Source organism: Variovorax sp. LjRoot84, from assembly GCF_964254305.1.
GTDB lineage: Bacteria > Pseudomonadota > Gammaproteobacteria > Burkholderiales > Burkholderiaceae_C > Variovorax.
The window spans coordinates 413,462-439,593 of sequence record NZ_CAXUTE020000002.1 but is presented as its reverse complement, the minus strand read 5'-3'; the positions used below and the strand labels follow the sequence as shown (position 1 = coordinate 439,593).

Below are 26,132 nucleotides of genomic sequence, written 5' to 3'. Positions count from 1 at the left end.
AGTGCCGAGGCGGCGCAAGCCGCGGGGTGCGAGTCTGTTGCCGGACATCCAGGTTAGTGAGCCACTCGAGTTCGGAGGAGGATGCTATGCGTATTGCTCGCTGGTCCATCATTGGCGTACTTGCTTCGCTTTTGGGTGGCTGTGCAAGTACGCAAACACCCACCTCTGAAGCGCAACATGCGCTGGCGCCGACCGGTAAGCTTCGGGTGGCAATTCTCTCGGCGCCGCTCTACGCGATCAAGGACCCTGCGACAGGCGAGTTCAAAGGCCAGGCTGTCGATCTCGGGAAGGAACTGGCACGCCGCGTTGGCGTGCCGTTCGAGCCGGTCCCCTATGCAAACGCCGCAGCAATACTCAGCGCAGCGGAGTCCGCAGAATGGTATGTCGCGCTGATGGGCATCAATGCGTAGCGCGCGGCTGCCATCGAATTTTCCGCGCCCTACCTTGAAGTCGAGCAGGGGTATCTCGTCCGCACCGGCGTACCTATTTCCACGATGGCGGACGTGGACAAGCCCGGAGTCCGAATTGCGGTGTTCGAAAAGTCCGGCGCCGATCTGTACCATTCGAACACCCTGAAGAATGCGACGCTTGTCCGCGCAAAGAGTATCGATGAGTTGTTCGATGCTGTGTTCGTATCGACGCAGGCGGACGTCATCGCCGCGACCAAGTCAGCCCTCTTCGAGCGGTCCGGCAGTCACCCGGGCTCGCGAGTGCTCGACGGCCGGTTCCTCGTCGAACCAGTCGGCATGGGCGTGCCCAAGGGGCGCAAGCCCATCGCTGCTTCGTACGTCGGCAAGTTCGTCGAGGATGCAAAAGCAGTCCACCTGGTCAAGACCGCAATCGATAGAGCCAGCCTGCATGGCGTAGCCGTCGCGCCATTGAAATGACATTCTCCAACGTTGTGTAGCAGCGGACAGCAGGCAGCCGACACCATCGAGCCCCCCGTTGGACGACCGTTTTGCGGCGCCAAGTGCGACTCGCCGAAGGACGGCTTCGGGCCGCGTTCGGCCCTTGCTCACGGGTCTCGTCTTGCATGACTACGCGAAAAGAGATCTATTTCTCACGTGGCAGCCGAAAGCATCGGTGATCGAGTGGGCGCGATGGCTCGCGGAGTTTCCTTCTTCGATCTTCCGCGTCCGCTGAGAGGTGCGGCGCGAGCCGCACCCAGCATGCGCCTACTTAGAAGCGTGCTTCGGGGCGTCGCCGCCCTCTGCCACATTCCGGGGTGCTCGCAGGACTGCGGGTCCAACTACTGAACGGGCTTGTCGCACCAAGGGAAAGCCGACCTCGTCAGCAGCGCCCAAATTCATCCTACAACCACGCGCCATCTGTCGCCAGCCACGTCCCCCGCTTCATGCCCCGGGGTCGGGCTCGCCCGATGGCGAATTACTGAGAAAGCTGCTTAACCATCCGGTACATGAACTCGCGGCCATCATAGAGCCGCGGAATAGCAACACGCTCGTCCAGGCCGTGGGCGCGAGCGTCGCTGGGCTCCGAGAAGATGCCGGAAACGCCGTACATCGGGATGCCGACGTTGCGCATGAAGCGGCTGTCGGTTGCGCCCGTGCTCATCGTCGGGACCACCGGGATGCCGGGCCACATCTGTTGAGTGATGGAATCGACGACTTCCAGCACGTCGGCGCGCAGCGGCGACGGCGGGCTCTTGAGCGGCGGATTGCTTGCTTCAATCTTGATGCGACTGCTGCCCAGTACCTTGCGCAGAGTGGCATCAACCTCAGCGGGATCGTCGTGCGGCAGGATGCGGCAGTTCACCGTCGCTTTTGCCGACTGCGGCAGCGCGTTCTCCGCATGGCCGGCCACGAGTTGCGTCGCCACGCAGGTGGTGCGCAGGGTGGCGTTGTACAGCGCTGAGCGCGACAGGCGATCGATCGCGGCCTCGTCCGGCGTTCCAGACGCGACCGCGCGCATGTCCTGAGCCATCTGACCGGTTTCGAACTGGGCGCTTTTTTCGAAGTAGCTGCGCGTGACGTCGGCCAGTTTCACGGGGAAGCGGAACGCACCGAGTCGATCCAGTGACGCGCTGAGCTCGTAGATCGGGTTGGCGGGAGTAGGCAAGGAGCTGTGGCCGCCGACATCGCGCACCTCGAGCTTATAGGTCGTGTACATCTTCTCGGCTACCTGCATGCGGTGCAGCACGGGCTTGCCGTTGTTGAGCTGGCCGCCGCCGCCCTCGTTGATACCGAACTCCGCGTCGAGCAGCGCGCGCTGGTTGTTCACGAGCCAGAAAACACCGTTGGTGGGCACGTCACCGAGTTCCTCGTCTGCCGTGAGCGCCAGCACGATGTCGCGATTGGGCTTACTCAGTAGTCGATAATTTAGGCTACAAAATTCACCGCGGCGATCGGTTTGATGATCCAATAGTGCATGAAGCGAGATGGCCGCACGCTGGATCACAAAACGCTTGAAGAGATTCGCCTGATGGCGGTGGAGCGAGTTCGCGACGGGGAGAAGCCATCTGCAGTGATTGCCGCCTACGGTTTCAGCCGCACAACCATCTACAAATGGCTGAAGGCCTCGTCGGGTCGAGGCAAGGGACTCAAGGCATTGCGCGGCACGCGCGGCACCGGGCGACCACGGACGCTGAGTGCCGCGCAAGAGCGCCAAATATTTCGTTGGATCAATGGGCGCGACCCGCGACAGTACGGACTGGACTTTGGGCTGTGGACACGCGCCATTGTCGTGGCGCTGATCGAGCAGAAGTTCGGCGTGAATATGGGGGTGACCGCAGTCGGTGCGTTGCTGGCCAAGCTCGGACTGACCCCGCAAAAGCCGCTGCAACGCGCCTACCAACGCGATCCTCAAGCCATCGAGCGCTGGCAGCGTGAAACCTACCCCGGCATCGCCACGGCTGCGAGGCAAAGTGGTGCCGACGTCTACTTCTGGGACGAATCGGGCTTTCGGGCTGACACCGTGCACGGCAAGACCTGGGCGCCCATGGGCAAGACCCCGGTTATCGAGCGGCCCGGCCAACGCCAGTCGATCTCCGCGGCATCGGCCGTCAACGCCAGGGGTGGATTCTGGTTTGCGACTTACCAGGGTGCGCTCAATGCCGAACTGTTCATCGAATTGCTCAAGAAGATGATGAAGGGTCGCAGCAAGCCGGTGCACTTGGTGGTCGACGGATTGCCGGCCCACAAGAAAGCCAACGTGCGCGAGTACATCGAATCCACTCAGGGCAAGCTGAGCATGCACATTCTGCCGGGCTACGCACCGGACCTGAACCCGGACGAACTGGTCTGGAGTCACGTCAAACGTACCGGCGTGGCTCGCAACCCATTGCGAGCTGGCGAGAAACTCGAAATCCGCGTCGACCAGCAACTGCGCAACATGCAGAAGAATCGCCGGCTTGTTCGATCATTCTTCGAAGCGCCCTCTGTCGCCTATATTTCCGACTGCTGAGTAAACCCCTCGCGCTTGAGTTGGCCCAGGATAGAGACGAACGAAGCCGCCATGGCCTTGTCATCCGATGCGCCGCGCGCGGTGAAGTAACCGTCGTCTTCCTTGAGCTTGAACGGATCCGTCTTCCAGTCCTGACGGCGAGCCTCGACCACGTCGAGGTGGGCCAACAGCAGGAGCGGCTTCTTCCCGCCCGTGCCCTTGTAGCGAACGACCAGATTGCCCTTATTGGGGTAGGGCTCGAAGAGTTGAATCTCGTCGGCCTTGAAGCCCGCATCCAATAGGTGCTTGCGCATGGCCTGCGCCGCCTCGGTGTTGTTGCCCGTCAGATGGGTCGTGTTGATCTCGACGAGTTCCTTGTAGATGTCGTGGAAACGCTGCTGCTCGGGTGTCAGCGGCGGCGTCTGCGCTTCTGTTTGGGCGCCAGCCCAGGAAGTGACGCACAGCAGTGCCGCCGCGGCGCAATGTAGTAACTTGTTATTCACCAAAATGGGCCTCCGTATCGGACGATCTTCATGCCCCGCCAAAGCCGATGCGGCGAGGCTCCGCTCAGTATATTTGGCTGCTTGCAATGGGCCAGAAACGCCTGGCTGACGCGTGCTCGTGGCCGCAATCTGCCCTGGGTCCTCAAAGCTTCTTCATCATGAACGCTAGGTAGAACCCATTGGTGTGGTTGTCGATGCGGCCAAACTCATGGTAGCCGCGCCTCGCATAGAAGTCGGGGGCCTGCCACTCAAACGTGTCGAGCTTGGCGCTGCGCGCACCCAAGGTCTTCGCCTTCGCCTCGGCCTGCTCAAGCAGTTTGCTGCCAAGCCCGGTAGCCCTGACTTCCTCGTCGACCCAAAGCACGTCGATGTGGAGCCAGTACAGGAAGACGTACCCGCGAAGCCCTCCGACCATTCGACCTTCTTCATCCCTGGCGCTGAGCCACACCGGTTGCGATTCGGGATACTCGCCCACGAAACCGTAGTTGAAGTAGCGCAGCCGTCGACCGAGCTCGCCCGACCTCACCTCCTCTTGTGTCGCTTCGATGATGGTCCAGGCTGTCATTGAGAGGCTCACGATGTTGCGGAGGCGGCCGATTCTGCCCGGCCTTCAAAGTCGGCTCCTGGCCGTTACCGGGTACGCAAGAATCCAGACCGATCAGATCGACTTGGGCTAGCCATGCAGACTACGGACTGCGCCCAACATCTCGTGAGTGTCATGAGCCATGACCGCGAGAAACGCCAGAAGGCCCAGATAGTAGACGCAGTAGGTCAAACGGGTCTCGGCCGTGACCGCGTAGTACGCCTGGTTAGCAGGATCCTCCGGATCGTATTTCCAGGCGCGGATCACCTGGGGCGCCGCGAGCACGGCGACGAGAATGAGCAGCGGACTCGGTCGCCAGAGAAAGACCGCTACAAGAACGGGAACTCCGACTAGCCACACGCGCGGCGTAAGAACTGCGGTGATCCGACCACCATCCAGCGGAGAGATGGGAATCAGGTTGAAGAGGTTGATGAAGAACCCCGCGTATGCCAGCGCAAGCAACAAGGTGCTGCCCCCTTCGCGTGCAGCGAAATAACAGCCGAGCGCGGCCAGGCTACCCAACAGCGGCCCGGAAAAACCGACCCATGCCTCCGTCTCGACGTCGTGCGGCTGATCCTTCAGCTCGATCCAGGCGCCCACGAACGGGATGAAAGTTGGCAGCCCAACATCGAGTCCGCGCTGGCGCGCGGCAAGGTAGTGGCCCATCTCGTGGACGAAGATGAGTCCCACGAAGCCGACGGCGTACCGCCAGCCGAAGATGAGAGCGTATGCAACGACCGACAGCAGCATCGAGCCGCCGGTGAGCAGCATCTTGCTGAACTTGCCCGCCGTCAGCAGCAGGAGAACCAGCTTCATTGCCGGAGGCTTAGCCCTTAGGAGATGTCGGGTTGTTGCTGATCGGAGCAGTCGCATCCTCAGGGAGCTGTGCCGTCGTGGCAGGAACGTTTGTCTTCTTCTTAAAAATCTTGGTCGCGCCCCACGCAGCGGCGGCAGCTGCAAGAACGCCGACCTTTGCAAACTTCGCGAGGAAAGCGAGAAGTATTGCGAACAGGCCAAGCTTCTTCGCCGCCGCCCCCGCCACCAGCGCCGCGAGACCGTAGGCCGCGACCTTGTCTGTTGAGCTGTTGAAGTCCGCGTACTTCTTGCCGTCGTTGTACTCGAGCGCTGAAAGCAGCCTGAGTGCGTCTGGCTTGTATGTCTCGATGGCCTTCGCGTCGGTCACCAGGTTCAGGCTGATGTATCCATCGCGTCCCAGTGCGTACGTGTTGTAGTTGACGCCTTGCTCGCCCGCCGGAGCGCCCTTGTCGATCGTGAGAGCGGACCACACGAGGCGATGGCTCGACGCGTCGTAGTGCGGCTTCTGCGCCCAGCCGACGACGTCCATGGCCGGTATGCCGCGCTTGGTGCGTTCTTCGTTCGCTGCCGCAGTTCCCTCCTTCAGGCTCTTCAGCAGATCGTCGGCATTCCAATCCTTGGCGTCGTCGTCCTTGATGTAGCCCTCCTTGACGACGTTCACGACAGCGAACCAAGGCGCATCGCTTGCGGGAACGATCGCCCCAACGAACCCGTCGCCAACGCGATTTCCCATCGCTGCCAACAACTGTGTCGCAGCAGGATTCGGAATCCAGACATACCCGGCGGGCAACCTCAGATATGCTTGGTCGCGTACAGGAACATCGACCGGCCCGAGCTGCTTGGCGGCCTGCGCGGCAGCGAAAGCAGCCTGGCGCTCAGCTTCGAGTGAATTGGCCGAAGTGGTGTTGGGTGCAGCGCCGGCGCCGGCAACGGCGGACCACGCGATCAGGATTCCCGCGGCGACGCGGGCAAAGCGACAAATCATGCTCACTCCTCAGTTGTTTTTGATTTTTCCCATCTGAGAGTCTACCGAGCGGCCGCAGGTGGAGATTGTGAATTTCTGGGCGGATTTGGACACGTTTTCGTGGTGTCAATGGGATGGCACTGGCGCTAAAGCGGCGTGCGCGATGCGCACTTACAAGTTCCGGGTGCCTGCGAAGGTCCGCATTTGGCCGACTGTAGGCGGTTGCTGTCTTCGGAGCTTCGGGCCCATTGCAGACGTACGGATGGCCAGGAATCAGTGACTAGACACAATATCGTGGTCGTTGCCGGTGGCATCAACCACACTGTTGCCTCTTGGTTCGCGTGAGTGGCCTCAAAGTAACCGTTGCGGACGGCGCCCGCTCGCCAAGCGGCCCGACACAGTCGCACTTTTGCCTGGAGGGCTTTCCGGGGGGAGACGTCACTCTGCGACGTACTCCAGTGAGAACAGTGGCACCTCGGCTTGCCGGCTCAGCCACACGCCGCCGCCCACCTCCTGAAAATGCCGCGACAGCCCGTGCCGGTACACCTCGGCGCGGTGGCGAAAGATGTGCGGGTCGGTCACGCCCTCATCCACGATGTCGCGCGCGTAGTCCTCGCGCGTCACGGCCTCCACATACAGGGCGCCCTGACACAGTAGGCTCAGGTTGCGCAGAGCGCGCTTCACATCTGGCGGGCTGAGATAAGGCAGCACGCCCTGGCAGATGACGAAGTCAAAGGGCTTCCTGACTTGGTAATCCACCACCGAGCCGCGCTCCCACCCGTAGCGCCCGCACAGGTATTCGCTGAACTCCACTCCGTGGTAACTCGCCAAGGGGAATTGCCGCGCCACGATGTCACGCCAGAGCCCGATGCCGCAACCCACGTCCAGCACCCGCCTTATGGGCACGCGCAGGTATCGCAGGTAGGCGCAGACAAACGCGCCCAACCGCTCGACATGCTGGGGGTCCACCACTTTGGTCTTCTTGTCGAAGTAGTAGCGCTGGTAATAGGCTTCGTCGAAGGTGGCGGCACCGGCTGATTGCATATTCACACTACTCGTCAGGCGCTGTAATGTTACTAGGCAGACAAAGGCCGGACCTTCCGGCTGTGGCGGCCCCGAACGGCAGCTTGTGGCCCGGATTCTGACTTACTTTCCGAGCTCTGGCGCGTTGTGCGGGTCTTGCCACTGCTTGACGCCCCATGATTCGGCCAAGGAATCACGACATGCGCGCGCGAGTCGCAGCGACAATTGTTCGAGCTCTGGTCCCTTCTTGCCTGCGTTGAGCGCGTCCCTGAACTCCACCATCGCCGATTCGACGTGGCGGTCTTCCACCATCACAAGTTCTCCCCAAAACAGCAGGAGGAATCTGCTCCTCGCTGCGGCTACCTCCTCCGGTGATTTTGATGTTGCCATCGTCGAAGCAGCCTGAGTGGCATCAGTGTAAAGCTTCAGTTGTCTGTCAAGAAACGGCCTTGTGGCCTCGACTCTTCGCGTTTCAGCTTGGCCGCGTTGCGTAAGGAGGAACTGGTATGCGCCCCAGCAGAAGGCAACCACTGCGCCCATCGCCGTGAGTATTTTTAGTGTCGATTCGAGGGACATCTTGAAGGTCTCCTATTGGCCGGGGGCGGCCTACCAGCACAAAGTCAGAACTGTGGCCTCCCTGACTACGCCGATTCCGACAATCCTTGCACCTTCTAGGATCTGAAATTGTGATCCAACGACCTGATCCCCGTAGTCGACATTGGGTGCATAGATGAACGCGACCTCAGCATCCATACATATTCCGGGCTGAATCGGCGCGCTGGATTCATCGCCCGAAAAGACTACCCCCAAGTACTCTCCACTCCCGACGCGAAAGTGAGGTCTGTACTTGTGGGTCAAGTAGACGGGCCTCGTCCGACCGCCAACGTCCGCGGCAACGAACTGAACTATTACCTTCGCACCGGGCATATGTGAGCTTGATCATAGGACTGCTGATGAGCGAACTGGGGCCGGGTTGTGAGTGTCGGGTTCTGGCCGACAGCTCCAGTTCGGGGTCCGGGTTCGAAGGTCCGCTCCTGCTGCAGCCGGATCTGACAGTGTCGAAGGAAGCTTTGGCGAGTCAGTCAGGCTGAGGCGCCCGGCGTGGCCTGCCCCAACTTCATCTGGCAGCGACGAACTTTCAGATGCTGACAGCCATCGCCCGGGGTTGCACGCTGTTCCCCTTTCGTGGAATGGCGCTTAGTACTAAAAGCTGACATCGTGACGATGCCAACTGCAGATTCGAATACAGGATCTGGTGAGGGCGACCTTTGGTGACCACGCGTGACAGCCGCACCAGCTGTCGATTGTTCCGTCATGGCGTCATCGTCCCGCTCAGGCGCGGCAAATCGAAGGTGGCCGACATGACGGAAGTCCACGAGGAGACAAGCATGAAGAAGCGGTATTGGCTGAGGCCGGTCGTAGTGGCTCTGGGTGTTTACGCCGGAACGGCACTGGCTGCGCAACTCGAAAACCTGAGCGGGCAGTCTTGCGGGGACTCCACGGGCACCTGGCACTTCGTCAACAACCAGACGGGAGGCGCCGGCGCCGGCACGCTCAGCGCGACCTGGTCATCGGGGAATTCCTGCAGCGTCAGTCCCTCGAAGGTGCTCCAGAGCACCCAGCATTTCAACTGCACGGGTGCTGGCACGCTGCTCAGTGCCTCGACGAACCTGCCTGGCAGGCTGGTGCTGTCCGACTTCAGCTGCGAGACCAAAGAGCCGCCCCCGTGCGACCCGAAGAAGGAGATCTGCAAGTAGCCGATTTCGATCTCGCGCGCGCTCGGAGGGAGGGGGAACTCCCCCCGATTCGCGCGGTTGCCCGCCATCCGCGCCGCACGCTGCGTCGGAGACTGGCGTGTCGAGTGCATGACGAATGGCTCGACTTGCGGGTCCGAGCCCCAACGAAGACTTGTCTCTCATAACCTGGAAAGCCGCGCCGATGAGCACGAACCCTTCCCACTTTCGGTCGGTCGCCTTTGGCTCGCTGGCGGCTTGTGTTGTGGCGCTTGCCAGCAGTGCGATGGCTCAGACGGTGGTTGACCGGCCGCCCAACCTGAAACCTCTGCCCGCTTCGAGCCTCTCGCTCGTAGCCGACGCGTCCGCTAGCTCCATCTTGCGCTTCAGCACGACGAGTTGGAACAACGGAACCGGGCCGCTTCAACTCGAGGCAGGATCCGTCGACACAGGGTCGGGTAAGCAGCAAGTGTTTCAGCGCGTCTTCCTGAGCGATGGCACATCGTTTCTCCGTCTCGCCGGCTACTTCGAGTGGCACCCCGCCCACAGCCACTTCCACTTCGACGACTATGCGCTGTACACGCTGCAACCCGTCAACGCTCCGGGCGGCTCAGTGCGAACCGGAAGCAAGATGACCTTCTGCGTGATGGACACCACCAAGATGGACACGACGTTGCCCGGGGCGCCCGGGCAAGCGGTGTACAACACCTGCGGCCGGTCTATTCAAGGCATGTCCGTCGGCTGGGGCGACACCTACGGAAGCCATCTCGCCGGTCAAGAGATCGACTTCACGGACAACGCGGATGGCATCTATCAGCTGAAGATCGAGATCGATCCGAAGAAGGTCATCATCGAATCCGAAGAGAACGACAACGTCTCCTGTGTTCTCTTGGATATCAAGAAGCCGAGCACGGTCACCGTGCTGGACAGCAGCGGAAGCTGTTCAACGGCGGTGTCGATCACTCCGAACACGGCGCAGGCCGGAACGTCCGTTCAGGTCACCATCACGGGCTATGGATTCAGCGACGGCATGACGGTGACCTTCGAGGGCGGCAATGGTCCGCGACCGATCGCGAGCAATGTCCGCTTGGCCAGCGATACCTCGACGCTCGACATGATCACCGCCACGGTGACGGTGCCGTTCAAGAAACGTGGTGGCCGCAACCCGGTATGGGATGTTCGTGTCGGTCCGGGTGGAGTGCTGCCCAAGGCATTTACTGTGACGGAATAAGGAATGGCAACAAGAGGTGCGCATGACGGATCTGCGCACGAGGCGTCCCGGTCATTGCATCCTCAGTTGCAGCTCGAGGCCGCGGGATGCGAACGCAGCGCTACCAAGGCGCGTCGGCGCACCCCGAGCTTGCGAAACACGCTTTGCAAGTGCTTCTTGACCGTGTCTTCCATGACCCCCAGCTGGTTGGCGATTTCCTTGTTGGTGCACCCGCAGCGCAGCAGGTCGACGATCTGTTGCTCGCGGTGCGTGAGCGTGGTGCTGCTGCGTGCCGAATGGAGTGGCTTGGCTGCGACGATGCAGGGGGAGGCCGACAGCAGGTCCGCAATTGCATTCGCCAGCACGCGTATAGTTTGAATGGACTCACCATCCAGGCGGTCTAGCATGGCCTTGTCGAGCAGCAGGACAGCTGGCGACTTCTGCTCAATGCTGTAGCCCAGGCGCGCTGGGTCAGTGAGCGACTCGGCGTGCAATTCGATTCCCGGCTCGTGCATCAGCCTCGCCATCTTTGCCAGAAGCAACGCTTGGCGGTCTGACGCGATCATGACCGTGATTGGACGAGGCAACTGAGGCGTGCTGCTTTCTCTCCGTTCATCGTGCCCCTCTCTCGGTAAAAGCATGCCAGTCCTTCAAAATGTTCAGTGGTTCCTTCGTTCGTCGCAAAACCTCGACCCCGATGAACACGCGGGATCCATATCATGGAGACGAGGCTACGCCGCAAGTCCCCGTCGCTCCATAGGCGCTTTGTCATGAAGGCGCATGGGTACTATGTACTAGCGCCATAGAAGGCATCAAGGGGCGAGTTCGAGCGCGACCCGAGGTAGCGGCCCCTCGAGAGTGCGGAAGCAACCCGCAAGAGCTACACGTTGTCCCGGGTCGACATGTGGCCGAGACCGTGAGTTGAGGATGCGGCTGCGAAGGGCCACAGCGATCGAGGGCGACGGGCCGCGCTTACCCACCGGTTGCACGTGTTCCCCTTTTGTGGAATGGCGCCCAAAACCAAAAACTGACATCGTGACGATACCAACTGCAGCAAGGACGCCGTCGTGGTGCTTAGACAATGTGGAGCGCGCCTAGCGCTTGCAGGTATTTGCCTGGCAGCCCTGTCGGCAACCGCGGGGGCACCGCTGTTCGCAGCCGAAGCTCAAAAGCCGTCCTCCGTCGACGTCGTCCCGATCGAACAATCAGTCGGCGTCGATCTCCAGGCCGACGAGTCTGGCTTGGTAAGCCATGGCGGCGCGCTCTACAGCCCGTTCAGCACCGCTTTTGACACGGCCGCGTCAACACCTCACGCCTACGCCACGTCGACAAGACAGAACGCGGACGACGGATCGCCCGACCTCGTGACGACGGCGGTCACCGCCCTCGTTGCTGTTGGGTTCCTCGTCGTTCTTGTTCGCGTCCTCATTGCGAGTTAGGGGCGCCTACGTCTTGACTCAAAGGCAAACGTCTGCAGATGAGCGGTTGGATGGGCAGTACCGTGCTCGACCACGAGCGAAGGAAGCTGACCCACGCAAGGAAGGGCCGGCACGGATGAAGCCATCGCGATTGACGAGGTGTCCGGGCGAGACGAGGCCCCGACCTTCAAACACCCAGGGTATCGCGGACCTGTTGCGGGCACCATCAACTTGTACGACACAACAGTAAGAGCGTTCGTGGACATGAACAACAGCAACAGCAGTTTGAGTGGGGAGCAGACCAAGAGTTGCCGCGTGTGGACGGACGACTCCGATCGCTTTTCTGTGAACAAGATCGCGGCGTTGCGTCACAATTTCCACGAACACCCGCTCTTTCAAGTGGCTAAACTCGCACAGCTGGCAAAGGAGCTCGTCCCCTTCAAAAAGTGCCGGTTCATCCGGCCAGGCATCTCGCAGGCTTCCAGTTTCACGCACGACAGCGAGCATCCTGACGGCCGTGGCATCAACGAAGTGTTTCGACACATCGAGGAGCCTGGCTCTTGGGTCGCCCTCTACAACATCGAGGTCATTCCTCGCTACGCGGACTTGCTCGCCAGCATCGTCGACACCATGCGGCCCTATGTCGAGCGCGAGCAGCCTGGCATCTTCAATGTCAATGGCTTCGTATTCATTTCGGCGCCGCCTTCGGTGACCCCTTTCCACATCGACCGCGAGAACAATTTCTGGCTTCAGTTGCATGGCCGCAAGACCATGAACGTATGGGACCACACGGATCGGGTCGTAGTGCCGGCCGAAGCCGTGGAGGATTTCATCGTCGGGCATTCGCTGAGAAAAGTCCGCTTCAAGGAAGAGTTTCGCCAGCGCAGCCACCAGTTCGAGACCCAGCCGGGCGACGGCGTCTATTTCCCGAGCACCTCACCGCACATGACGAGTTCCGGCCCTGGCTGGGCGCGGCCTGGGGACGGCGTATCGATCTCGATCGGAGTTACCTTCTACACCTCGGTGACGCGCAGGATGGCGTGTGTCCATCAGGTCAACAGGCTCATGCGGAAGATGCAGATGTCACCCGCATTCCCTGGCGAATCGGCCGCCGCGGACGCGCTCAAGGCGCCAGTGGGCATGTTCGTTGGCATGGCTCGTTCTTCGCTGTCACGGATGATCGCCCCGTTGCGCGGCGTCAAGCTCCAAGCAAAGGCGCCGCCAGGCTCCTTCTAGGATCGGCTTCGGCAAGGCGGTGTCGAGCTCAACCATCAGCGCCCAGTTGGCGGTGAAGCGTGAAAACCGACTGGAGCGAGGACTGGGCCGTGATCGCCGGCGAGCGCACCAAGAAACGAAAGCCTCAAGCTAAGCAGACGATTGAGGGACTTGGACCTATGCGGACCCTCACAGGAGCGATCTCAGTAAACGGGCTTTTGCTGATCTGCGCGGGCCCCACGAAGATGGTTTCCGCGCTAGCCTTTGAGATATCCGGTCACGAGGCGCGCGCCCTCGTCGATGAGCGCTTCCATTCGATCGTCGGTCAGCACTTTGGAATGGTGCAGTACCGCGTTATGCGTCAACGCCTCGATTGTGGTGACACATACAAATGATGCGAGCTCGAGGTCATCGACGCCGAGTTCGTCCTGAGCTCCTTCGAGATAGGCCCTGAACAGACTGAAATTTTCACGACTGAAGGCTTCCAGCTTCTCGAGCTTTCCCACGCGCGGGATCTGCTCGGCGAGCACTCGATGCAGTTGTGGATCGAGACGATGCGCTTCTACCGCGATCGCGACGAATTTGCGCATCGCCTCGTCCAGCGACTGGGTCGAGACCTGCGTCAACTCGCTCCGGACCGTTTGCATGATCTGCTGCTGGTGGCGCTCAATCACGGCGGCGACGAGTGCCTCCTTGCTGGGGAAATATTGATAGAGCGAGCCGATGCTCACCCCCGCAACTTCCGCGATGCGGTTGGTGCTCGCTTTGTCGAAGCCGTCCTTGACCAGAATGCGAGCAGTTGCCTCAATCAGGTTGTCGACAGTCGCGCGCGATCGTTCCTGAGTCGCGATTTTTCTGGGCTTAGTGACCGGTTTTTGCGCCATTTTTTTATGCCGTCAATGCGAGTAGCAAAAGCGAATGATCGCTCATATTCTAAGCAGACGCGGAAAGGCAGCGCGGCATCTTGCATGTGAGGCCCGTAGCGCGCAAGTACCTCAGGAGACCCATGACATGGACGACACATTGCACCACCTCTTCAGATACAAAGCCTGGGCGAACGACCAGCTATTGACGGCGCTTGCCCGGCTTGGCGATAACTCCCCAATCACCGCATTGGCCATCAAGGCTTTGAGCCACACGTATGTGGTCGACCGCATATTCGCCGCGCACATTAGACGAGAAGCTCACGCGTACCCATCGGCCAACTTAAGTGAGATGCCAACGCTTGAAGCTCTAGCCACTGATCTCAGAAGAAGCGATCAGGAATACATCGACTATGTATCGACGCTCGATCTTGCCCAATTGGCCGAACGAATCGATTTCGCGTTCACTGACGGCGCACTGGGGCGTATGTCTCGCGAGGAGATGCTCATGCATGTTGTCACGCACGGAACAGGTCATCGTGGACAGATCAGCGCAGTGATGCTGCTCAATTCAGTTCCACCGGCCAAGGATGGCTTCACGACGTATCTACACGAGGCGGAAGCGTCGACGAGAGGGCGGGTTGCCGCTTGAACGCAGTTGAGCAGCGCAGGGTGTGCTAATAGAGGTGAGTCGATGTCCGCTGTTGGCCGGCCGGCGACGGACATCAGCCATCGTTTATCGACAAGACTCAAACGGATGCGAGCCGATCCACCGTATCAGGGAAGCGCTGGACAAGACGGATCAAAAGTGCAGCCTGCGCATTCGGCCTGGCGCGGCCCTGTTCCCAGTTCTCCAGCGTCCTCGGATTGGTGCGCAAGTAGCGGGCGAATACAGGACGGGACAAATGGAGGCTTTCGCGCAGGGCGATCAACTCGCTCGCCGGGATCGCTGGCGCCGGCATGTCCTGAACTTCATGCGTGCGCAGCGTGCGCTTGCCGGCGCGATGCTCTGCGAGGGCCTCGAAGCCCTCAGAAATCTCGGCAAAGAGGTTTCGCTTCGTCATTTTCTGGACTCCAGTTCGCGTTTCAGCATGCTCTTGAGCGCCTTCTTTTCGTCGGGCCTCAAGTCGGTCGCCTCATCCTTTGTCATAGAGGGTGAACAGCCAAGGCGTTCGCCCGCTGGCTGGCACCGCTGCGTCAATGCGAGTGGGTGGTCTACGCCAAGCGCCCGTTCGCCGGACCCGGGGCAGTGCTGGCGTACCTGTCGCGCTACACGCACCGTGTGGCCATCTCCAACAGCCGTCTCATCGCGCTTGATGAGCGCGGTGTGACCTTCCGATGGAAGGACTACCGCGCCAAGGGCAGCACCCGCCACAAGGCCATGACGCTCGACGCGGGCGAGTTCATGCGCCGCTTTCTGTTGCACGTGCTACCCGGCGGCTTCCACCGCATCCGCCACTACGGGCTGCTGGCCAACTGCAAGCGAACCGCCTGCCTGGCGCTCGCACGTCAGTCGCTGCAAGTGCCACTACAGGATCCGCAACCCTGCGACGATTCGCAGGACACAGCGCGACCGACCTTCGTCTGCCCGCACTGCGGCCACGCGATGATCATCGTGCTGACCTTCACGCGCGGCGAGACGATCCGCGCGCCACCTCATCGGCCCACGCCATGAACGCTCCTGGCTGCCAGCGCCACTCAAGTTCGTCGACGCTTCACGCGTCGGCACGGTCAGCTCGTGTTCAGCGCGCTGTACCCTTACGTCCATGCCTGCACACAATCTTGTCTGACGCGACCTTGCGCACCATTGCCTGCATTCGCCTCGTCGCCGAGAGTCTGCGTGCCGATCGAGCGCACCATCCCCGCGCCACCGCACGCATGCAATCGCCATAGCGTCAACCGGCACCGCCACGTGCGCCGCGGTTTCCTCCCTCGAGGTTTGTTCGACACCTGCCCTCCATTCAGGGGCATCACGTCATCGGTGTGTCGCGCGGGCAGGTGTCGAACAAACCTAAACGGTTGCGGACATCGCTCCAGGCCGATCAGAACGATTGCTTTGCGCCCCTAAGCGGAAGCTCGACCTGCCCGCCATCTGCCATTAGGCCGAGCAGCCCCGCACACTGCCGCGGTCCGCAGGATTCCCTCCTCGTTTCGAAGTACGGCGCAATCGACCTCAGCGGGCTGGAGGCGGAACCCTAATTTTACGCTTGACCTTGGGCCGCAGGCGCCCAAAATGCTGCATTGCAACATGACTACTGCGCCCCCCTGGTCTGACAGCCTTCTTCTCGCTCTCGAGGATCTCGCCGCGGAGGTGTTGCAGGCGCGGCGCAAGCTCGATCTGCCACACCTTGCGACGCTTTGCTATTGTGAAATTCGTCCGTGGGCTCGTTGTGCGGACGAGCGGCACTTGGCCGAACTGTCGTGGGCCTTGTGCACACAAGGCCTGCCGCTGGACAAAGCTGCGTTTCTGAGCCAGATCGACTTGTTGATCGAGGAACTCGAACATACCTGCGAGCGCGCGGGCCTCCCGGATGTCGCAGGTTCGCTGCGCTACGCTCGACTGCGATGAGAAAGGCACGGCCGCGGAACAAGTGGCCGCCAGCGTCCCCCGCGCGTCGTGAATTGCGAGTGCGCATCGATGTCCCGGCGTCGAGCAGCTACGCAGCGATGGCCTGCATGCCCGCACCGGCTGCGATGCGGCGGAAAACCGGCATGGGCGGGATCGCCGAGCGCATCGGGGATCGGGCCCAGCGAGATGGCTGCGGGCGGTCTGCCTCAGGCGATCAGCGCGGGAGAGTGGCGCGCGCCGTGGCAGGCGTAGACCGAACCGCGTTGGCGCAGCCCGGTGAACACATCGACCGCGGTCAGCTGCCGTGGCTCGCTGACTCCGCCCGTGTGATGAGCCTTTGAGAAGCTTCCATCTCGAATGACAAGGATTTCAGGCGATGGGGAGAAGAGATCCCCGAGACCGCGCTGCTGATTCGGAAGAATGTCACTCGCTCGCCCTGTGCTTCTCAGTCCTGCTGCGATGCCGTTGATGCACAGGTGAATCCCATCCCAAATGCATTCGTCATTCTTTGAACCTGCTCTGACCGGTGCAAAAGTTCGACCCAGATGATGAAGCCGCGGAACGAACGCGCAAGCGACGGGTTGCGTGCGAGGCGTTCGAGGTGCCGCCCCTTTTGTAGGCAGAAGGAGTGTTGCAGATGAAGTATCGAACGCGGACCTACTACACGGACAGTCAGAAGGCTCTGATGTGGGAGCGCTGGAAGCAAGGTGAGACAACTTCACCAGATTGCGCAGCTGTTCGGTCGATCGCATTCGTCGATCCAACAGATTCGGGCCGAGTCAGGCGAAGCCGCCGGAGCGTCACCGTTCCCGCTTGGCGCTGACATTGGCAGAGCGGGAGGAAGTTTCACGTGCGATGGAGGCTGGCTTTCGATTCGCACGATCGCCATACGTTCTACATCGTACTCAGATCTCCACCAGTTCAACCCGCCGGTTCTTTGCGCGACCCTCCTCGGACTTGTTGGAAGCCACCGGGCTCGCAAAAGCTACGCCATGGGGTGTCAGGCGGTCATTGCGTACGCCATGCTTCACCAGCGCCGCGACCACCGCCGCCGCGCGACGCTGCGACAAGTCCCTGTTGAACGCGAATCCGCCCACGTTGTCGGTATGGCCCACAACAAGCAGCTTCAACGCCGGGTTGTCGCTCATCAGCTTGGCAATCTGCTCCAGGGTGGGGCCAGACTCGGGCTTGACGTCGGCCTTGTTGAAATCGAAATAGATGCCGTACAGAGCGATTCGCCCCATGCCCTCGATCGCGGCGCCCATTTCAGCAGCCTGGACCGTGACCATTCTCTGCTCTCGCTCTTTGGTCTCGACGATGTCGACCACCGCAACGGTGCGCTCATTGAGGCCATGACACGAGTCACTGCGATCGGGTGAGACCAGCGTGTAGGCGAGGACGGAGACATGCGCAGCGCGATCGGGTATCTCTGCTGCCACATAACGCTGATCGACGATCTTCTCGGAGACTGCGCAGTAGCCGGCCGACCCATGGGCATCGGTCAGCCGAGCCTTGGGGTACAGATACATGCTCAGGCTCATGTTCCCACCGCCGCCGGAAATGCCACGCCCTGGATCGCCCCCGCATTCAGCGCCCGTGCATTCAAAAAGGATCTGCCCGCCCTTGCCTTGAATCTCGTCCCGGTAGTTGCGCAAGACCTCTAGGGGCGAGCGGTTGGGCGGAATCAGGTACACGAGCCGCGTGTACGCGCCTTCCAAAACCTTTTTGTTCGTGGGCTCGTGCAGGCGGTTGTTTGTCGCACCCCGCCTTCCCTCGACGAGTTCCAGCTTCGACAACGGAAGCGTGAACTCGGCAAAGCTCTTGCGCTCGTACCCCACGATGAAAGAGCCCTGGTAGCGCTTCAGCAGGGCGGTGTCCCTGGCGCCGCTCCGGTCGGTCGCAGGCGATGTCGCCCTGGGCTGGGCCGAGCCGATGGCGCAAACGCCGAACAGGATGAAGAGCGAGAGGAACAGCCTGAGCATGGGTCGACTCCCGCAAGCAGCCACGGCTTAGCACCACCGAGGGATTGTCGGCAGGCAAGCGCCGGCGCCTGCAAAGATGGCAGCAGGTAACGATCCGATGTGTCCTCTGGATCGAAAGCAAGGACTTGCGATCAGTTTAGTCGGGCGGGTGGCCGCCCGCGTCTATCGATGTAGATAGCACCTTCGGTAGTTGCGCGACCTCGGCAAGCTGCCGTCGGCGCAGCATTTGACCCTTGCAGCGGGCGAGGGCGATATCCCGCTCCAGCGCATCTCTCGCCGTTATGTCAAATCGGCGGAGGCGAGCGGGAACTGCCGCTGAAGAACGGCAGTTGACACCAAGATGATAGCCACGGTACATGCTGCTTCGCAGCGGAAGCGGTCGTTGCCAGCAAAATGTTGAACTTCGGCAGCCGGCCACAACCCGACCTTCGAGATGAACTCCCTAAACCAACTATGGCATCCCCCGGGGGTGGAGAGTTCATGGCAGTGGGGGCGGATACGGGAGACGAGGTCCGGGACTTGTCGGCCGGACGATCGCGCCGGCGGCTCCGTACTTGAGCGGCTGCCTACTCGGCCTGCAAACCGCATCCAGGACCTGTTGCCGCATCGCTCGCAGCCTGCGCGCGCAGGACGCATACCCCCGATCAGGCCGGAGGAAATAGAGTTTTCGTGCAGCTCGTCGTGATCGCGTCGAGTGTCAACGCGAGTCGCCCGATCAGACGGTCGCTGTAGTTCTTGTTTGGATGCACGGTGTCGACCAGATCCCAGGAGCCATAGAAAGGCACCGATCCCCAGTCCGCAAAGGTTGTGTTCGTGTTCGTGGCGATCGCTTGAACGACTGTGTCGTAAAAGTCCCGGAGCTGGAGTTGGAAGTAATTAAGTTCTCCCCTGGACTGGCGGGAAAAGCCGGTCAGCACCGGAACGCGTCCCTCATCCCGAACCTTCTGGATGATGGCGTAGTACTCGCCGATCACCGTGTTAATGTTTCTCCCTTGCCACGCATCGATTACACCGTTTTCGATGATCACGTAGTGCGCGCTGCGGGTCAGGCCGGCAAAGTTAGCCGCCAGTTCGCCAAGGCTCATGCCCCCGACCGAATGATCGGCGACCACCAGAAGGTTGGGCCTGACGAGCTGCAGCGTCATGGCGGGGGTTACCGCGGTCCCGTTGGTTAGCATGATCGAGTCGCCATAAATCTCGACCGAGCAGAGAGATGCATCGGCAGACTTGCTTGGGGTCGCAGCATCTTGCCCCTTTGAGGAACCGGCACCAGGCGTCGCCACGAACTGGCCGACGGTGGAGGGTGCGGCATTCCCTCCGCCCCCTTCGCCCCCTCCTCCACAACCGGCAAGGAATACAGTCAGCAACACGGAGACAAGAACAGGAATCATGTATTCATCTCCTCAAGCTCGGTGTAAGCACACCATTGGTGTTGCCGTCAGGACAACGACATTATCTGATGCGGAATGGCGAGTTACCAAGTCAACGGCACCGTCAAAAAGGTTAACCCTGCCACAGTGCCGGAGCGAAGGCATTCGACGCGCGTCCACAGCGGCCTCGGAAATCCCTTTGCGCCGGCTTCTGCGCTATTTAGTCTGATCCGGGTCGCAAGGGAGCAACGCGCATCCAGATCGCGCACTCCGAGGCGGCGGTTACGGCTCCTGCCTTGAGTCATGACGCGAAGCGCTGATTCGGATACGGGGTGAAGCACCCGAACCAGCAGGCCCTGCGCGCTTACGCCTCAGAGATTGCCGCGCTTCCAGGGCCCCTTGATTGCGAACGTGATGCCCGGCCTAAGGATGCCGACGAACAGTGCCAACCCCTGCTGGTCGAAGCACGCCCCGGCGAACTCGATGCCGCGATAGTCGGCCGGTCGTCACCCGCTGCCTGCTCAGTCCGCGTGGTCGGACAAACAGAAGATTGCCTAGAGACGCGCCCGTGGCGATCGGTCGGCAGGCCTCGGCAGAAGTTGTTCAGTCGCGCAGCTCGAGGACACGGCTGCTGGCTTTCCTCTTCATCGTGGCCATCAGTCTCGTAGCCAGTGCTCTGACGTGGGAAGGCTGGACCTCTGTGTACACAGCTGCTGGCTCCTTGGTGGGTACCTGGGCGATGTTCTACTTGCGCGGTACCGCCCTTCGCTTGGCTATGGTCCTTGTAGCCGCGCTGTGAATGTACAACGCCTGGGCGTACAACTCCTGGTGGCAGATGGTCGGGATCTTCGCGACCGGTTCCGCAGGGTTGTGTGGCGCGTGGCGAGCCCGAGTGACGGTTGCCGGCACAGGGACCTAGGGGCCCCGCGCTGCCCAGCCGCCTTCGGCTACCGGCCAACACCGGACATTCCCATCGCCTTCCCAATCTGATGAAAAACGAACTGTCGGTTGACCCCAACGGCTTTGTCGGCCACTGGGTCTTGTGCCGTTGGAACGCAGTTGCTGGCCAGGGCGGCCCTCATCCTGCCGACGCGCAGAAACTCGCGCCTGCCGGAGGTTGCACCGCTCTTTGCGTTGGAATCGATGACGGCTACCTCGTCTTGTCCGTCGACGGGCAGCGCGTTCGATTGGCCTGAGGGTCCACGATCTGCCTCAATGCAGGTCACCCGCTGCTCCGCAGCACCTCTTGAACTTCTTGCCGCTGCCGCAGGGGCAAGGCTCGTTGCGCCCCACCTTGGGTTGCATCGACTTGGCCACCTCGCGCTGATAGACAGCGAGTCTCAGCGGTAGCCAGTGAGCATGCATGTCCAGGACAGCTTGCGGGATTTGAAGTGCCAGCTCCGCCCTCATGGCAGGCGTCTTAGTGAGCTCGTCCTGATCCACGGAGAAGTCGCCTTCGCCGAGCAGGGCGATCGGCCTGAACCAGGCATGCCCTTGCGGTGTCGACAACAACGGCTGCCAGTCATTCCAGCAAAGCCTCATTCCCTCAACAAAGCCGTAGGCCCACGCCTCAGCGTCGTCATATTCCTGCTCGTCGCCGTCGTAGGTCATCGTTGACCAGCTAGGACTGATCACTCGTGGGTCATCCTCCAGCCCGGCAATGATGCTGTTGAAGTGACGCATGACCAACCCCAAAATATGATTCAACTGCTCGATTGAATTCATCGGAGGCATCATCTCCTTGGTGCCCCAGATCTTGGGGAGCCACTGCTTCGGATGCATGGTTGTCGGACCGACCGCAAGGGCGTGCAAGAACCCATCCACCATGTCCAGCGTCATGACCTCTTCCGTGTCGACGTCATAGAGCAGGAACTGGTCAAGTTCGTGGAACTCGTCCTCGGACAACGGGGCAAATGGGGTGGTCATCGATTGAATGTGGGATGCCGGTACGACCGAGATTCTCGCCCTCGGCGCGCCGCTGACCGACATCCTAACCACCCGTCGGTCCCTTACCCCAACGGTCATCTAGGCACAAGGGCGTGGTCAAAAGAGGGCCATGACCTGCCGGTCGCGACGGTCACTTGTCGGGCTCGTCGATGACGGTCGGACTCGCGTTGCGTGCGCTGGCCCAAAGGTCGAAGCGACCGGGCGCGCGGCGACAGACACGGTGAGCCAACGGTGCATTGAACCGCTGCCTCCCACGCATACGCCAAACAGCAATGACCCAATACAGCAGGCCGCAGTCTGAGAAGCGATCTTCTCGCCGTACCGATGCATCAGCCTTGGTCGCTCGAAGGCGCTTCCACGGCTTCACGCAGCAGCCTTCCAGCTCTGGCGACACCTTGCCTGCCTTGCGCCAACACCTGATGGTAGGTGGGCCAGACGTGGAACATCTTCGGCCAAATCTCCAGCCGCACGCTCACATCGGCGAGTCCCGCCGCGCGGGCAAGTGCGACCGCGTCATCCAGCAAGGCCTCCGTGGCCCCCACGAAGATCGTGAGAGGCGCGATGGCGCTGAGATCGGCGAAAACCGGCGACGCGAGAGGTGTCTCTCGTGGTCGCATTCCAAGGTACTGCTCGGCCAAAAACTGCATGATCTCGCGGTTGAGGACCGGATCTCGCTTCGCGTTGCGGCTGTAGCTGTCCGCGGTCGCTGTCATATCGGCCCAGGGCGAGAGAAGCAATGCGCAGGCCGGCTGCTGCATGCCCAGTTCTTTCAGCCGGACAAGCAAGGCCACGGCCAGGCCCGCTCCCGCGCTATCGCCGGCGACCGCGATCTGACGAGGTTTGAAGCCGGAACCCAGGAGGAATCTGTATCCACTGACCGCATCTTCCAGGGCATGCGGAAACGGGAACTCAGGGGCACGCCTGTAGTCGAGGGCGAGCGTTCTCATCGTCGCCGCGCGGCCCAACTCGCTCACGAGGTGCCGGTGGCTCTTCAGCGAGCCCCAAACATATCCCCCGCTGTGCAGATAGAGGATGACTTCGCTCGTGCTCGCGACAGGCGTGGACGTCCATTCAGCGGGAACGCCGTGCGCCTCCACCTGTTCCACACGGACATCCGCTGCCAGCGGGAAGACATCTCCCAGAGCGTCGGACGCTGCCCGACGTTGCTCAATGGTGAGGGACGCCGGCTGCGCACGAAACATGGCTTCCAGTCGTTCAAGCTCATTCATCGGAAACACCTCTTTCAGCACAACAGGCCCCAAGGCCGCTTGAACACGCACCTGATTATGGACAAGCCTCAGCGGCTCATCGACAGGCTCCTCGCAGTGGCAGCGACGAGGAATCCTACGGAATCGCTCCTATGCGCGCCACATCGTGGAGACGGGCAACGAGAGCCATCGCTTCCTGCACAGCAGCGCGACAGCCAAGAAGCGCATCAGGGCCAGGGAGCGGAACCGCAGGGCAGGCGCCAAGGCCGATCCAACAGACGCCGCCGACTGACGGCCGCCGCGCGTGGCAAGACATACACTTATCCACAGCCGACCATCACAGCGTCGGCTTCCACCCCTGGCTCACGATTCAGTCGGCACGGTGGCTCAGTTCTACTTCGGCGCGGACATCCTATGCCGACAACAAGCCAAATGGCCACTGTCGAGCGGACGACATGCGGTCTGCTTATCGCCAAGTCGCCAGGAGCTGTGCCAGTGCCGTGGCGTGCGCCACTGGGTCCCCATCGAAGTTGGAGCCCATCCGCGCCGAGGTCCTCAGCCCCCTCCACCCCCTCATCGCTTCCGGGAGCCAGGCTGGCGCAGTTTCTCGGTGATGAACCCGAAAGAAGGTGCCGCCGCTCTGGAGGTCCCAGAGTTCTATCGACCGAACGCCGAAGTCGTTCGGCAAGAACTTGAGCTTGGAGAAGTCCTGCTTTGCTTCGTAGACCAGGCCCATTGCTCACAAGGTGGGCCTTCAGACCTGATTCGTCGAAGATTTGGATGAGTTGGCTTGTTCTGTCCATGGCGTGGGTGGTTCGGCCAAAGAGCGTGCCCTTGGCGCAGATTGTCGCCGGCGGTAGCTGTCCTGCGAGACGCCCGAGACGCGCGAACGCCGAAGGAGCGGCGGCTCACGCAGCGTGCCGAGTCACCTCGAAATGCGTGCCACCCTGCCGGCCGACGATGTCTGACGCGAAATCCGCGTAGCCGGGCTCGATGTAGACGAGCTCGAGGTCACTGTTCAGCTTCGCGACCTCGCGCCAATCCTGCTGCTGGTGCGTCGACGTGAGGTCAGCCGGTGTCTGGTTGGGAGCCATGGGGTAGGGCATCGCGTAAACCCGCGACGGAGGCCGGCCGGGGGCGATGTACAGAGTTTCAACCCACTCTTGAGAGGACATGTTTTTGCTCGGTAGCTTGCGCTTTGTGCTCCGGCCAATGTAGCGGGCCAACATGACAGTTCTGCTGCGGGTATCCACCACATCGACGCCCCACTACGTGGTGGAAGTCACGAATGCTCCAGGTGCGCGGCTGCGCCCGCGGAGGAGCGCGTGAGGGAATGGCGCGCCGAGCTCAGGTAGAGGGCGGCTTTGCCGCAATCGAGGGCCGCGTGACTTGCAAGCCTTTGCGTGGATCGATATGCCGGCTTCCGCGGGGAATCCTCAGTCTGTCAAGAATCGCGATCAACTCCTCACGATCCTCAACGCGTCGCAGAAAACGCAAGCCCGTGAGCTGGCCGCGGACTAGGCGAAACGATACGGCCAGAAGCGGTAGCACGGTGAGCGCGCCCATGCACCGCGCCGGCGCGTCGGGCTACAGTCGGCTAATTGCGGACCTTCGTTGCTACGGCAGAATTCGTTCGAGAGGTACACGACCCAGCTATGGAACAGCAAAGCACCAGCCCAGACGGTAGGCACCAGTTGAAGCGCCGTCGGGGCGGCGAACTCGCCATGAGCGGCCCTCAATGGGACTACCTCTCCGTCAATGGCGGAGCCGAATTTCGGTGTTTCTCCTCCGATGTCGTTTGGTCTGACGACTCCAAGTTCGTAGCCTTCGTCGAATGGCACATTGAAGACATGCCCAACCGCAAAGGTTCGGAGGGGATGACTTCCCGAGTGGTGGTGCAGCGTCTATGCGACGGGCAGCATCGCCGCTTCCTTGGGAATGCTGGTCTAGCTGGCGTGGAGTTGCTTGGCTTTCTGGACGGAAAGTTGTCGCTGCTCGTCAACGGAGAGCGACGGGAACTCCAGATTGAGAAGGCGGATTGGTAGCTGTGAGATGTCTCCGAAAGTGATTGCCTGCCGCCGGCGCACATGATGGGCCGGACGCGGCCAGAACCCGTCGTTCGGCGGTGGTTCCCAATTTGCCCAGAAGCGGTCGCTCGGTGCCTACTACGCGCGACGTTCCACCGCGCCAATGTCGTCGAGGATGTGGTGGTACCGCTCCGATGAGATGCCAAGGGTGGCATCGAATGGCTAGCTGGTGCTCAGAGTTCGCCGGCAGGACAATCCTCGGCCGTTGGGAAGCGATTCCGAACTGAATATTCGCAGGCACGCCAACTATTGACTCGTAGCCTTTTGGTCGGTTGGCGATAGATGCCGGATGGGGTGGCTCGGCAGTCGCGTCCTCTTCGTAGACGGCAAGGTACCGCTCAAAGACCGACCACTCGACTTCTACCCCCTTGGTCTGCACCGACGACTTGGACCAAAAGTGCGACGAGCAGGCTTCGAACACGAGTGGCCGTTCGTGCCAGCAGCTGGAATGCAAGGGACGATTTGCGGGCGCGAGCCGCGTTGAGCAGCCACTGCTTCGCCAACTCAGTGAATCAGGACGAGCATTCTCACCTCGAGTTTGGTCCAGCTGCGTACTCTGCGGTCGCGGCAATTGCATCGACAACGACGATGTTCGATTCCGTCAGACCCTGCGGAAGCACGATCACGCCGTCGTCATCGGCGACCAGCCGGGCGCCAGGAGTGAATGTGATCCCACCGAAGTGGACCGGGAGGTCGATCTCGCCCCTGCCACCGATGTCGGCCCGGCGCGGAATCGTTCCGAGCGCTTTTACTCCGATGTCCATCTCGTCGATCTCGGCCCGATCGCGGATCATGCCGTTGACGATCACGCCGGCCCATCCGTTGCGCGCCACGAGACCGGCCATGACATCTCCAAACAGCGCACGCCACTCTAAACCGCCGGCGTCAATGACGAGCACCTGTCCATTTCCGGCTTGATTGATCAGGACGCGAAGCGCGCTGATCCCATCCGTGTAGCGCGCCGTGCGGATGTCGCCCGCGAAAGCGCGTCTCAGGCCGAATCCCACAAAGGGAACCTCGCATACCTGCGCGCCATCGCAGGCGTCGCATAGATCGGTTGTTTTGAAGCGCATGCGCACATGGTAGGTGCGCGCAATTGCTAGCGGATAGCGCATTCCGCGATAGCCCCAATGCCGTCTGAGCACCAGTGCTTGCCGCACTGGACACTGCGGCTGGCATCCAAATGCTATGCCAAGCTGCGATAGCCCCTGTGGCGCATCAGCACTACATGCGCAGGTCCTG

24 protein-coding genes and 4 pseudogenes are annotated in these 26,132 nt (G+C 61.3%); 12 read left to right on the top strand and 16 right to left on the bottom strand.

Going from position 1 to position 26,132, the window contains the following annotated elements; all coding sequences use genetic code 11:
* Positions 1-86: 86 nt before the first annotated feature.
* Together ACSQ9I_RS32780 and ACSQ9I_RS32775 are read left to right on the top strand one after the other, a co-directional pair.
* On the top strand, positions 87-410 hold the full coding sequence (locus ACSQ9I_RS32780) for a hypothetical protein (protein ID WP_436316196.1): 324 nt from the start codon (positions 87-89) through the stop codon (positions 408-410).
* A gap of 93 nt (positions 411-503) precedes the next feature.
* Positions 504-887, top strand: a complete 384-nt coding sequence (locus ACSQ9I_RS32775; RefSeq protein WP_436316195.1) for a hypothetical protein — start codon at positions 504-506, stop codon at positions 885-887.
* Positions 888-1,386: 499 nt separating this feature from the next.
* Here the strand turns inward: ACSQ9I_RS32775 and ACSQ9I_RS32770 are convergent.
* Positions 1,387-2,319 (bottom strand): annotated as a pseudogene (locus tag ACSQ9I_RS32770) (M20/M25/M40 family metallo-hydrolase); the annotation flags it as partial.
* Between the two features lie 66 nt (positions 2,320-2,385).
* On the opposite strand from ACSQ9I_RS32770, the gene ACSQ9I_RS32765 reads away from it, so the two are divergent.
* On the top strand, positions 2,386-3,420 hold the full coding sequence (locus ACSQ9I_RS32765; RefSeq protein ID WP_106561526.1) for an IS630 family transposase: 1,035 nt from the start codon (positions 2,386-2,388) through the stop codon (positions 3,418-3,420).
* Here ACSQ9I_RS32765 and ACSQ9I_RS32760 read toward each other — a convergent pair.
* The 6 genes and pseudogenes from ACSQ9I_RS32760 to ACSQ9I_RS32735 all read right to left on the bottom strand — a co-directional run.
* A pseudogene (locus ACSQ9I_RS32760) lies at positions 3,405-3,902 on the bottom strand (M20/M25/M40 family metallo-hydrolase); the annotation flags it as partial. The gene ACSQ9I_RS32765 and the pseudogene ACSQ9I_RS32760 overlap by 16 nt on opposite strands.
* 142 nt (positions 3,903-4,044) lie before the next feature.
* Positions 4,045-4,467 carry a GNAT family N-acetyltransferase gene (locus tag ACSQ9I_RS32755; protein WP_436316194.1) on the bottom strand — a complete coding sequence of 141 codons (423 nt, stop codon included), beginning with the start codon at positions 4,465-4,467 and terminating at the stop codon, positions 4,045-4,047.
* Between the two features lie 108 nt (positions 4,468-4,575).
* Positions 4,576-5,301, bottom strand: coding sequence for a site-2 protease family protein (locus tag ACSQ9I_RS32750; protein ID WP_436316193.1), 726 nt, complete (start codon positions 5,299-5,301; stop codon positions 4,576-4,578).
* 10 nt (positions 5,302-5,311) lie between these two features.
* A complete protein-coding gene (locus ACSQ9I_RS32745) occupies positions 5,312-6,286 on the bottom strand; it encodes a DUF2167 domain-containing protein (RefSeq protein ID WP_436316192.1) in 975 nt (324 codons plus the stop codon).
* A gap of 417 nt (positions 6,287-6,703) precedes the next feature.
* A complete protein-coding gene (locus tag ACSQ9I_RS32740; RefSeq protein WP_436316191.1) occupies positions 6,704-7,309 on the bottom strand; it encodes a class I SAM-dependent methyltransferase in 606 nt (201 codons plus the stop codon).
* A gap of 102 nt (positions 7,310-7,411) precedes the next feature.
* Positions 7,412-7,864 (bottom strand): hypothetical protein, encoded by a 453-nt coding sequence (locus tag ACSQ9I_RS32735; protein ID WP_436316190.1) that lies wholly within the window; start codon positions 7,862-7,864, stop codon positions 7,412-7,414.
* Positions 7,865-8,559: 695 nt separating this feature from the next.
* Here ACSQ9I_RS32735 and ACSQ9I_RS32730 point away from each other — a divergent pair.
* Both ACSQ9I_RS32730 and ACSQ9I_RS32725 read left to right on the top strand, forming a co-directional pair.
* Positions 8,560-9,045 carry a hypothetical protein gene (locus tag ACSQ9I_RS32730; protein WP_436295582.1) on the top strand — a complete coding sequence of 162 codons (486 nt, stop codon included), beginning with the start codon at positions 8,560-8,562 and terminating at the stop codon, positions 9,043-9,045.
* Positions 9,046-9,226: 181 nt separating this feature from the next.
* The gene (locus ACSQ9I_RS32725; protein WP_436310430.1) at positions 9,227-10,252 is read left to right on the top strand and encodes a lysyl oxidase family protein; all 1,026 of its coding nucleotides are present in this window, start codon (positions 9,227-9,229) and stop codon (positions 10,250-10,252) included.
* A 62-nt stretch (positions 10,253-10,314) separates the two neighbouring features.
* On the opposite strand, the gene ACSQ9I_RS32720 is transcribed toward ACSQ9I_RS32725, so the two are convergent.
* On the bottom strand, positions 10,315-10,746 hold the full coding sequence (locus ACSQ9I_RS32720; RefSeq protein ID WP_436316189.1) for a LuxR C-terminal-related transcriptional regulator: 432 nt from the start codon (positions 10,744-10,746) through the stop codon (positions 10,315-10,317).
* Between the two features lie 1,167 nt (positions 10,747-11,913).
* Between ACSQ9I_RS32720 and ACSQ9I_RS32715 the strand changes: the two genes are divergently transcribed.
* Positions 11,914-12,885: a JmjC domain-containing protein gene (locus tag ACSQ9I_RS32715; protein ID WP_436316188.1), complete on the top strand. Its 972-nt coding sequence runs from the start codon at positions 11,914-11,916 to the stop codon at positions 12,883-12,885.
* A gap of 236 nt (positions 12,886-13,121) precedes the next feature.
* Here the strand turns inward: ACSQ9I_RS32715 and ACSQ9I_RS32710 are convergent, their stop codons facing one another.
* Positions 13,122-13,748, bottom strand: a complete 627-nt coding sequence (locus ACSQ9I_RS32710; protein ID WP_436316186.1) for a TetR/AcrR family transcriptional regulator — start codon at positions 13,746-13,748, stop codon at positions 13,122-13,124.
* A gap of 127 nt (positions 13,749-13,875) precedes the next feature.
* Here ACSQ9I_RS32710 and ACSQ9I_RS32705 point away from each other — a divergent pair, with 127 nt between their 5' ends.
* The gene (locus ACSQ9I_RS32705) at positions 13,876-14,379 is read left to right on the top strand and encodes a DinB family protein (protein WP_436316185.1); all 504 of its coding nucleotides are present in this window, start codon (positions 13,876-13,878) and stop codon (positions 14,377-14,379) included.
* A 97-nt stretch (positions 14,380-14,476) separates the two neighbouring features.
* On the opposite strand, the gene ACSQ9I_RS32700 is transcribed toward ACSQ9I_RS32705, so the two are convergent.
* Positions 14,477-14,791, bottom strand: coding sequence for a helix-turn-helix domain-containing protein (locus tag ACSQ9I_RS32700; RefSeq protein WP_436316184.1), 315 nt, complete (start codon positions 14,789-14,791; stop codon positions 14,477-14,479).
* A 98-nt stretch (positions 14,792-14,889) separates the two neighbouring features.
* On the opposite strand from ACSQ9I_RS32700, the pseudogene ACSQ9I_RS32695 reads away from it, so the two are divergent.
* The 3 genes and pseudogenes from ACSQ9I_RS32695 to ACSQ9I_RS32685 form a co-directional block, all read left to right on the top strand.
* A pseudogene (locus ACSQ9I_RS32695) lies at positions 14,890-15,402 on the top strand (IS91 family transposase); the annotation flags it as partial.
* A 558-nt stretch (positions 15,403-15,960) separates the two neighbouring features.
* Entirely contained in the window at positions 15,961-16,296 is a 336-nt protein-coding gene (locus ACSQ9I_RS32690) for a hypothetical protein (protein WP_436316183.1), read from the top strand.
* Positions 16,297-16,933: 637 nt separating this feature from the next.
* Positions 16,934-17,163, top strand: a pseudogene (locus tag ACSQ9I_RS32685) (IS30 family transposase); the annotation flags it as partial.
* Positions 17,164-17,201: 38 nt separating this feature from the next.
* On the opposite strand, the gene ACSQ9I_RS32680 reads toward ACSQ9I_RS32685, so the two are convergent.
* Together ACSQ9I_RS32680 and ACSQ9I_RS32675 are read right to left on the bottom strand one after the other, a co-directional pair.
* Complete coding sequence (locus ACSQ9I_RS32680; RefSeq protein ID WP_436316182.1) at positions 17,202-18,278, bottom strand: DUF4892 domain-containing protein; 1,077 nt, start codon at positions 18,276-18,278, stop codon at positions 17,202-17,204.
* Positions 18,279-18,922: 644 nt separating this feature from the next.
* Entirely contained in the window at positions 18,923-19,669 is a 747-nt protein-coding gene (locus ACSQ9I_RS32675; protein WP_436316181.1) for an SGNH/GDSL hydrolase family protein, read from the bottom strand.
* Between the two features lie 421 nt (positions 19,670-20,090).
* Here ACSQ9I_RS32675 and ACSQ9I_RS32670 point away from each other — a divergent pair, with 421 nt between their 5' ends.
* The gene (locus ACSQ9I_RS32670) at positions 20,091-20,447 is read left to right on the top strand and encodes a YgjV family protein (protein ID WP_436316180.1); all 357 of its coding nucleotides are present in this window, start codon (positions 20,091-20,093) and stop codon (positions 20,445-20,447) included.
* A gap of 413 nt (positions 20,448-20,860) precedes the next feature.
* On the opposite strand, the gene ACSQ9I_RS32665 is transcribed toward ACSQ9I_RS32670, so the two are convergent.
* The 3 genes from ACSQ9I_RS32665 to ACSQ9I_RS32655 all read right to left on the bottom strand — a co-directional run bounded on the left by ACSQ9I_RS32665 (position 20,861) and on the right by ACSQ9I_RS32655 (position 24,032).
* Positions 20,861-21,574, bottom strand: coding sequence for a UPF0149 family protein (locus ACSQ9I_RS32665; RefSeq protein WP_436316178.1), 714 nt, complete (start codon positions 21,572-21,574; stop codon positions 20,861-20,863).
* A 350-nt stretch (positions 21,575-21,924) separates the two neighbouring features.
* Positions 21,925-22,824 carry an alpha/beta hydrolase gene (locus ACSQ9I_RS32660; protein ID WP_436316177.1) on the bottom strand — a complete coding sequence of 300 codons (900 nt, stop codon included), beginning with the start codon at positions 22,822-22,824 and terminating at the stop codon, positions 21,925-21,927.
* 887 nt (positions 22,825-23,711) lie between these two features.
* Positions 23,712-24,032 (bottom strand): hypothetical protein, encoded by a 321-nt coding sequence (locus tag ACSQ9I_RS32655; protein ID WP_436316176.1) that lies wholly within the window; start codon positions 24,030-24,032, stop codon positions 23,712-23,714.
* A gap of 426 nt (positions 24,033-24,458) precedes the next feature.
* Here ACSQ9I_RS32655 and ACSQ9I_RS32650 point away from each other — a divergent pair, with 426 nt between their 5' ends.
* Positions 24,459-24,848 (top strand): hypothetical protein, encoded by a 390-nt coding sequence (locus tag ACSQ9I_RS32650; RefSeq protein WP_436316175.1) that lies wholly within the window; start codon positions 24,459-24,461, stop codon positions 24,846-24,848.
* A 569-nt stretch (positions 24,849-25,417) separates the two neighbouring features.
* Here ACSQ9I_RS32650 and rraA read toward each other — a convergent pair.
* Positions 25,418-26,050: a ribonuclease E activity regulator RraA gene (gene rraA / locus ACSQ9I_RS32645; RefSeq protein ID WP_436316174.1), complete on the bottom strand. Its 633-nt coding sequence runs from the start codon at positions 26,048-26,050 to the stop codon at positions 25,418-25,420.
* Positions 26,051-26,132 lie beyond the last annotated feature (82 nt).

Excerpts from the sequence above, each read along its gene's own strand:
- ACSQ9I_RS32780 (WP_436316196.1), top strand. The coding sequence starts at position 87 with ATGCGTATTGCTCGCTGGTCCATCATTGGCGTACTTGCTTCGCTTTTG.
- ACSQ9I_RS32765 (WP_106561526.1), top strand. The coding sequence starts at position 2,386 with ATGAAGCGAGATGGCCGCACGCTGGATCACAAAACGCTTGAAGAGATT.
- ACSQ9I_RS32755 (WP_436316194.1), bottom strand. The coding sequence starts at position 4,467 with ATGACAGCCTGGACCATCATCGAAGCGACACAAGAGGAGGTGAGGTCG.
- ACSQ9I_RS32750 (WP_436316193.1), bottom strand. The coding sequence starts at position 5,301 with ATGAAGCTGGTTCTCCTGCTGCTGACGGCGGGCAAGTTCAGCAAGATG.
- ACSQ9I_RS32745 (WP_436316192.1), bottom strand. The coding sequence starts at position 6,286 with ATGATTTGTCGCTTTGCCCGCGTCGCCGCGGGAATCCTGATCGCGTGG.
- ACSQ9I_RS32740 (WP_436316191.1), bottom strand. The coding sequence starts at position 7,309 with ATGCAATCAGCCGGTGCCGCCACCTTCGACGAAGCCTATTACCAGCGC.
- ACSQ9I_RS32735 (WP_436316190.1), bottom strand. The coding sequence starts at position 7,864 with ATGTCCCTCGAATCGACACTAAAAATACTCACGGCGATGGGCGCAGTG.
- ACSQ9I_RS32725 (WP_436310430.1), top strand. The coding sequence starts at position 9,227 with ATGAGCACGAACCCTTCCCACTTTCGGTCGGTCGCCTTTGGCTCGCTG.
- ACSQ9I_RS32720 (WP_436316189.1), bottom strand. The coding sequence starts at position 10,746 with ATGCACGAGCCGGGAATCGAATTGCACGCCGAGTCGCTCACTGACCCA.
- ACSQ9I_RS32715 (WP_436316188.1), top strand. The coding sequence starts at position 11,914 with ATGAACAACAGCAACAGCAGTTTGAGTGGGGAGCAGACCAAGAGTTGC.
- ACSQ9I_RS32710 (WP_436316186.1), bottom strand. The coding sequence starts at position 13,748 with ATGGCGCAAAAACCGGTCACTAAGCCCAGAAAAATCGCGACTCAGGAA.
- ACSQ9I_RS32705 (WP_436316185.1), top strand. The coding sequence starts at position 13,876 with ATGGACGACACATTGCACCACCTCTTCAGATACAAAGCCTGGGCGAAC.
- ACSQ9I_RS32700 (WP_436316184.1), bottom strand. The coding sequence starts at position 14,791 with ATGACGAAGCGAAACCTCTTTGCCGAGATTTCTGAGGGCTTCGAGGCC.
- ACSQ9I_RS32690 (WP_436316183.1), top strand. The coding sequence starts at position 15,961 with ATGCTGCATTGCAACATGACTACTGCGCCCCCCTGGTCTGACAGCCTT.
- ACSQ9I_RS32680 (WP_436316182.1), bottom strand. The coding sequence starts at position 18,278 with ATGCTCAGGCTGTTCCTCTCGCTCTTCATCCTGTTCGGCGTTTGCGCC.
- ACSQ9I_RS32675 (WP_436316181.1), bottom strand. The coding sequence starts at position 19,669 with ATGATTCCTGTTCTTGTCTCCGTGTTGCTGACTGTATTCCTTGCCGGT.
- ACSQ9I_RS32665 (WP_436316178.1), bottom strand. The coding sequence starts at position 21,574 with ATGACCACCCCATTTGCCCCGTTGTCCGAGGACGAGTTCCACGAACTT.
- ACSQ9I_RS32660 (WP_436316177.1), bottom strand. The coding sequence starts at position 22,824 with ATGAATGAGCTTGAACGACTGGAAGCCATGTTTCGTGCGCAGCCGGCG.
- ACSQ9I_RS32655 (WP_436316176.1), bottom strand. The coding sequence starts at position 24,032 with ATGTTGGCCCGCTACATTGGCCGGAGCACAAAGCGCAAGCTACCGAGC.
- ACSQ9I_RS32650 (WP_436316175.1), top strand. The coding sequence starts at position 24,459 with ATGGAACAGCAAAGCACCAGCCCAGACGGTAGGCACCAGTTGAAGCGC.